At 39.5% G+C, this 5,703-nt stretch carries 7 protein-coding genes and 1 pseudogene; 5 read left to right on the forward strand and 3 right to left on the reverse strand.

Features of this window, described 5'->3' with window-relative positions:
* Nucleotides 1–415 (forward strand): annotated as a pseudogene (locus tag PX481_RS14360) (DNA mismatch repair endonuclease MutL); the annotation flags it as partial.
* 75 nt (nt 416–490) lie between these two features.
* Here PX481_RS14360 and PX481_RS14365 read toward each other — a convergent pair.
* Nucleotides 491–1,603: a sensor histidine kinase gene (locus PX481_RS14365; RefSeq protein WP_287170110.1), complete on the reverse strand. Its 1,113-nt coding sequence runs from the start codon at nt 1,601–1,603 to the stop codon at nt 491–493.
* A 575-nt stretch (nt 1,604–2,178) separates the two neighbouring features.
* On the opposite strand from PX481_RS14365, the gene PX481_RS14370 reads away from it, so the two are divergent.
* On the forward strand, nt 2,179–2,595 hold the full coding sequence (locus tag PX481_RS14370; RefSeq protein ID WP_288094809.1) for a DUF1816 domain-containing protein: 417 nt from the start codon (nt 2,179–2,181) through the stop codon (nt 2,593–2,595).
* Between the two features lie 26 nt (nt 2,596–2,621).
* On the opposite strand, the gene PX481_RS14375 is transcribed toward PX481_RS14370, so the two are convergent.
* Nucleotides 2,622–2,816, reverse strand: a complete 195-nt coding sequence (locus PX481_RS14375) for a hypothetical protein (RefSeq protein ID WP_004159306.1) — start codon at nt 2,814–2,816, stop codon at nt 2,622–2,624.
* A 473-nt stretch (nt 2,817–3,289) separates the two neighbouring features.
* A complete protein-coding gene (locus PX481_RS14380) occupies nt 3,290–4,105 on the reverse strand; it encodes a PEP-CTERM sorting domain-containing protein (protein WP_288094810.1) in 816 nt (271 codons plus the stop codon).
* Between the two features lie 131 nt (nt 4,106–4,236).
* On the opposite strand from PX481_RS14380, the gene PX481_RS14385 reads away from it, so the two are divergent.
* From PX481_RS14385 to PX481_RS14395, 3 genes are read left to right on the forward strand one after another with little or no spacing between them, the layout of a single operon-like run.
* A complete protein-coding gene (locus PX481_RS14385; RefSeq protein ID WP_002788851.1) occupies nt 4,237–4,770 on the forward strand; it encodes a helix-turn-helix domain-containing protein in 534 nt (177 codons plus the stop codon).
* A gap of 56 nt (nt 4,771–4,826) precedes the next feature.
* On the forward strand, nt 4,827–5,111 hold the full coding sequence (locus PX481_RS14390) for a type II toxin-antitoxin system HigB family toxin (protein ID WP_004159317.1): 285 nt from the start codon (nt 4,827–4,829) through the stop codon (nt 5,109–5,111).
* Nucleotides 5,095–5,493 (forward strand): helix-turn-helix domain-containing protein, encoded by a 399-nt coding sequence (locus PX481_RS14395; RefSeq protein ID WP_002788855.1) that lies wholly within the window; start codon nt 5,095–5,097, stop codon nt 5,491–5,493. Before PX481_RS14390 ends, PX481_RS14395 begins: the two co-directional genes overlap by 17 nt.
* Nucleotides 5,494–5,703: the final 210 nt, after the last annotated feature.

The following is a 5,703-nucleotide window of genomic DNA, read 5'->3' on the forward strand; positions in this document are numbered from 1 at the left end:
CTGGGAAATCGTGCCGTTAGATACTCCGATCATCTTAAATCAGTTAACTACTCGACAAATCGAACAATTACAACGTTTAGGATTAGAAATTGCTAGTTTTGGCGATCGCTCTTGGGCAATTCGTAGTATTCCTGTTCTACTCAAAGAACGCGAGGATCGGGCTGATGCTTTACTAGAATTAAGTTTAGGGGGGGATTTACAAACCGCTCAGGTGGCTACCGCTTGCCGGAGTGCTATCCGCAACGGTACAGCTTTAAGTTTAAAAGAAATGCAGAATTTACTCGATGATTGGCAAAATACCCGTAATCCCCGCACCTGTCCCCACGGAAGACCGATTTACTTATCCTTAGAAGAAACCTCGCTCGCTCGCTTCTTCCGTCGTCATTGGGTGATCGGCAAAAGTCACGGCATTTAATCAGTGATCAGTTATCAGTGATCAGTTATCAGATGTGAGTTTTCAGTTTACTGATTACTGATTACTGTTCACTGTTCACTGAAAATTGGCCGATATTGCTAGGGAAAAACGGAAAGTGCTGCCTTTACCTAATTCACTTTCCACCTCGATTTGACTTTGGTGTAATTCCACTAAACGACGGGTAATCGCTAAACCAATACCACTACCCCCAGAATAACGGGAACGAGAACGATCGGCCCGCCAAAAGCGCTCGAAAATAAAGGGTAAATCCTCTGCTGCGATGCCAATTCCTGTATCGATAACGGCAATTTGTAGGCGATTTTTGTCCCTTGTCACTTGCAGGGTAATTGCACCATTATCGGTGTAACGAATGGCATTACCGAGCAGATTAACTAAGATTTGTTCGAGGCGATCGGGATCGGCCATGACAGATGGTAAATTGGGGGGACAATCTAACTGTAAAGTCGGTCCATCTTCTAATAATTGATCGGCAAATTTTTCGATGAGAGAATTTAACAAAGGTAATAAATTAACAGGTTGCATTTTAATCGATAGATAACCAGATTCCGCTCGCGATAGCTCCTGTAGATCGTGGGTTAAACGTTCTAACCTGCGGGTTTCTTTCACTAATTTCTGATAAAGTTCTGGATTAGGTTCGATCGCACCATCGGCTAATTCTTCTAAATATCCCCGTACCACAGTTAAAGGGGTGCGTAATTCGTGGGTAAGATCACCGATTAATTCCTGGCGCCGTTTTTCCACATCGGCTAAACTAATCGCCATCTGATTAAAACTGATGGCTAATTGATTTAATTCTGGGATTTCGCTTTCTGGAACTCGCGCCGATAAATCCCCTTCAGCAAAATTTTTAGTGATTTGTTTCATTTGTTTTACCGGTTTCATAATGCGTTGAGAAACCAAAAAACTCAGATAACCAGCCGTACTTCCTCCCGCAATGAATGACCAAATGGCACTACTATCCCAAGCTGTCTCAAAACCCCTAACCAAGAAAGTTCTCGCTGATCGCACGGTAAAAAATCCCTGCCTTTCTAACTGTTCCAAACGCAAAACAAACATTCGCGGAGAAGATAATTTAGCAATGATAATAAAGCTACTCAATCCCACCACCATAACGAGGAGATGGGATAAAAATAATCTGGTTCCTAAGCTTAATTTTGGTGGCTGCATATTTGTTTAAAAACTCTATTTGTTGTCAATATTATTGAGAGACTGCTGCATAAATATAAAAACCTTTTTGGCTAATATCTTTTGGTCTTTTTGAAATCAAAAAGTGCCAGCCATTGGATTGTTCGGTGGGAAAATTTAGGGACTTTTTCCCTGAAAATTAGGTAATTCGCCAATTCAAAAATGGGGAAACCCCTACACCCTACACCCCACACCCTACCCCTAGGAAAAACTTTTTGCCGCAAACCCTATTGACAGGGTTTCTCATAAAGATGAAGTATAAGAGGATTTGGCATCGACCACCGACTCCAAAAAACAAAAACTTTGTACCTCACCATTAAGATAACGGCCCTAGATTCGGCTACAGCATCATAAAGAACTCTATCGGGTTCTTCTTGTTGAAGAATCTCTCGTCAAGCTATGCTGTGAGGGGAGAGTAGGTCAAAACCTAACTTTTTGCCGCTCTATGCTATGGTATCAAGATGCGCTACTCTGTTAGGAGATGATTTTGCTTGAGTCATCTGCTCAAAGTAGCGTCTGTTTTTTAACCCTTACCCTTAAAAGAGAATCTTTTCTGTATGCTAGAGGCTAATAATCAGGGAGAGAATCAAATATTTCTCTATGAAGTTGTTTTTTCCGGTTCTTCTGGCTCTTTGCCTCAACGCTTCTCCCGGACAGTGCTGCGAGTACCTAAAAGCCGCATGAGTCAAGAAACACAGCGCCTCCTGCGCCAAGGGGCCAAGATTCTCAGTATAAGGCCTCTTGACCCAGAAACTGCCCCGATTAAGCCTAGTTTACTACCTCAACCTTGGTGGATAGAGATCACCACCACTCAGCCGAAATGTCTCTATTATTTCGGTCCTTTTAAGAGTTTTTCGGAAGCTTTATCCCATCAATCCGGTTATATCGAAGACCTCCAATCGGAATCTGCCCTGGGAATTAACAGCGAAATTAAACAATGTCAGCCAGAGGTTTTAACTCAAGAATATTTTTAATGTATGGTATCTAATTTTACAGATTTTTAGGAATAGTTAGTTTCCTCTTGTTTTCGTTTAATAATGCCTTTACCCTCACAGAATTTACAGGGGACGGATTCATTCTCCGTCTCTAGATAGATTCTTTCTTTGCCCTGGCAGTGGGGACAGATAACTTTTTCTTCCCACCAATAATTCTCTAAAAAAGCCTCATCGGTAATATAGGTAAAATCTTCAAACATTGGCTTGTCCTCTTATCGTTGAGATAGCTTAATCTGGATTCATCTTTCAACCTGAGAAATTGAAAATCACTTTTACCCCCATCGTAAAAAAGATCGGGTTCATTCTTCTTGAAACTTAAATTACTTCATATTTATTTATGTTTATTAATATATAATGAGTGTTCACTATCAATCGGGTGTATCTCATATTTGTGAATTTCTCTCACTTATGGTGATCAGCAGAAGTTATACTAAATCCGTTGAGTATAGGCTACATATCAGGACAGGCAAAAGGCACTCATGCAAAAGGGGGAATAAATAATCAGTCTTTAATAACCGGATTTAGTATAACGATTCTGGTTCCAATCACACAATTTAGACAACCGTTAAAAATCTATGAACTCCCGAAAAGGCTTGCCATATAAGCATTTCACATCTAAGTACAATTGCTTATTGCAAAAGTGGGATGCTCCCCGGGAGATCGGGAGAATCTATTACATCCAATTAGCTGAAACAGTCCGCTTGCAGAATACACCTAGTCCAAATAAACCGAATCCTAATAAACCAAAGACAGTGGAAGGTTCAGAAACAGGTTGACTAGATTGGGGAACAAATCCATATTCTAAGTGATCTACTCCAAAGCCTACATTGATCAAAGTCTGAGATATTGAGATAGCTGAAATGCCTGCTAAATTGATAACTCCAAAAAAGCGATCATCAACTGTTGTTCCGTCGTTTCTGGTATCGCCAATCTGTCCCTGACCAAGTGCAATAGTACCTAAAGAATTTCCTTGTGCATCAAACCCTTCAAAAGTTAGTGGTGTTTGATCTATTCCGCCAAAGCTTGAATATGAATCTGTCCAGACAATACCTACATGAGTAGGAAAGTTTCCTAAAGTATTGGCATTGAAAGTAAATTTAAAGCCTCCTATTATTCCATTACCTACTTCAACGAGATAATGACCTTGTTGCCCGTTTCCATCAATCACTCCGTCGTCAATATCAACAGAATCTGTATAAAAACCTGGACCTTCCACGCCCAATGGTAAGCCACTAGCACTAGAGGCTGTAACACCTGGCACATTCAGGGAACCATCCTCAAAATTCTCAAGGTAAAAATAGCTAAAGTTAACATTTTTAAATGGACTATCATTAAAGCTAAGATAAGGAGTTGGTCCGAGTAATGTTGGAGCAGAATTTACAACGGGAGTTTCAATGACTGCACAACCGAGGAAAACTCCAGTAGCTAGTGTTATGGTGGTAATTTTATTAGCCATTCTTTTAGCCTCATCAATTCCTGCTTCAAGCATAAGCCTGATTTCAGCTAATCTAAAGTCGGATGGTGGCGGATAAAGGCGGGAGTTTTATTAATAATCTTGACAAAAAGCGGATTATAGCGGATAATAACGGGTGGGCGTTAGAGGTATGAAGCAACAGGTTAATGGACGTACAAGCGGTGTTGAAATACGTGGATGACCTAGTTTTCGCACAAACGGGGCAACATCTTGACAGTCTGCAAGTTGCGATTCTGAAGGGAGTCCTTAATGGAAAAAAATATACCCATATTTCTGAAGAATATCATTGTTCGGCAGGGCATACTAAAGATGAAGCTTATCAACTGTGGCGCATTCTTTCCGAAGCTTTAGGAGAAGATTTAAATAAGTCTAATTTCCGTGCTACTATTGAAAGATTAGGAGTGGCAAATGCGTACTCCAATATGGTTAATCCTGTGCAAATCGGTAACATTAACCTCTGTGCTAATCCTTCACAAAGTTATGAGACAGAAAATATTGAATCAATAATAGAAGAAACTGCTATACCTTATGTTAAAGAAAGCCTGACAATTCTGGAAAGAGAAAGACAAAAAGCAAAACTAGAAATTATTCCAAACTTAGTCGAGCTTGGCTTGACGGCCGAGCAAATTGCTAGTACGTTGGGATTGTCTCTTGAGCAAGTTAAAAAATGTATTCCTTAATTTTATTTAATGAGCATTGTCCACACAATAGAGATAATTTATGTTTGTTTTTATAAATGCACGTCATCAGCTATCGAAGATTACGAGAATTTACGAATAAACACGCTTTAGAAAATTGGCATAAAATTGCCAGTCAAGCAATTTGGTATAATTTAGTTGAGGTTCAAACAGTATTTCCCCAAGCAGAAGCAGTTGGTAATTTTACTGTTTTTAACATTAAAGGAAATCGTTATCGCCTTATAACCAGTATCGATTATCAGAAGCGGCTAATTTATATCAAGTATGTTTTAACTCACGCTGAATACGATAAGGAGCAATGGAAAAATGACCCTTACTTTTAATCCAGAAAAATACAAAGAATTACTAGCTCGCCATTTACCTAAAGTTATCAGAACAGAAGCAGAAAATGAAAAAGCTCTGGTTATTGTCGAAGAATTGATGCACCGTCAGCATCGAACTCCCGAAGAAGATGAACTTTATGAGCTTCTAATTTTTTTAATTGAGAATTTTGAAAGAAGCTTTTATCTACAAGAATCAACCACACCTAATTCTATGTTATTGTTTTTGATGGAGCAACAAAGCGTTAACAAGAAAGACATAGCCATAATCCTTGGCTCTGACAAAATTGCTTCTAGTTTAATTGCAGGAAAAGGGTCAATTAGCCAAGAACAGGCGAAATTATTAGGACATTTCTTTCATGTAGATTATAGTTTGTTTATGTAGGGTTTGCTGAATAAATCTAAAAACCTTGTTGGGTAAAACTTTTAGACCTTTTGGCCATCAAAAAGTAATGGATCTGGGAGTGATCGGGGGAAAAATCCCTGGACTTTTTCCCTGAAAATTAGGTAATTGACCCCCTCAAAATCGGTAAAACCCTACACCCCACACCCCACACCCCACACCCTGTCCCCACGAAAAACTTTTTCAGCAGAC

The sequence above is a fragment of the Microcystis sp. M53603_WE2 genome, from assembly GCF_030065435.1.

Bases quoted from the DNA above. Each gene is read 5' to 3' on its own strand.
- PX481_RS14365 (WP_287170110.1), bottom strand. From the start codon at position 1,603: ATGCAGCCACCAAAATTAAGCTTAGGAACCAGATTATTTTTATCCCAT.
- PX481_RS14370 (WP_288094809.1), top strand. From the start codon at position 2,179: ATGCTAGAGGCTAATAATCAGGGAGAGAATCAAATATTTCTCTATGAA.
- PX481_RS14375 (WP_004159306.1), bottom strand. From the start codon at position 2,816: ATGTTTGAAGATTTTACCTATATTACCGATGAGGCTTTTTTAGAGAAT.
- PX481_RS14380 (WP_288094810.1), bottom strand. From the start codon at position 4,105: ATGCTTGAAGCAGGAATTGATGAGGCTAAAAGAATGGCTAATAAAATT.
- PX481_RS14385 (WP_002788851.1), top strand. From the start codon at position 4,237: ATGGACGTACAAGCGGTGTTGAAATACGTGGATGACCTAGTTTTCGCA.
- PX481_RS14390 (WP_004159317.1), top strand. From the start codon at position 4,827: ATGCACGTCATCAGCTATCGAAGATTACGAGAATTTACGAATAAACAC.
- PX481_RS14395 (WP_002788855.1), top strand. From the start codon at position 5,095: ATGACCCTTACTTTTAATCCAGAAAAATACAAAGAATTACTAGCTCGC.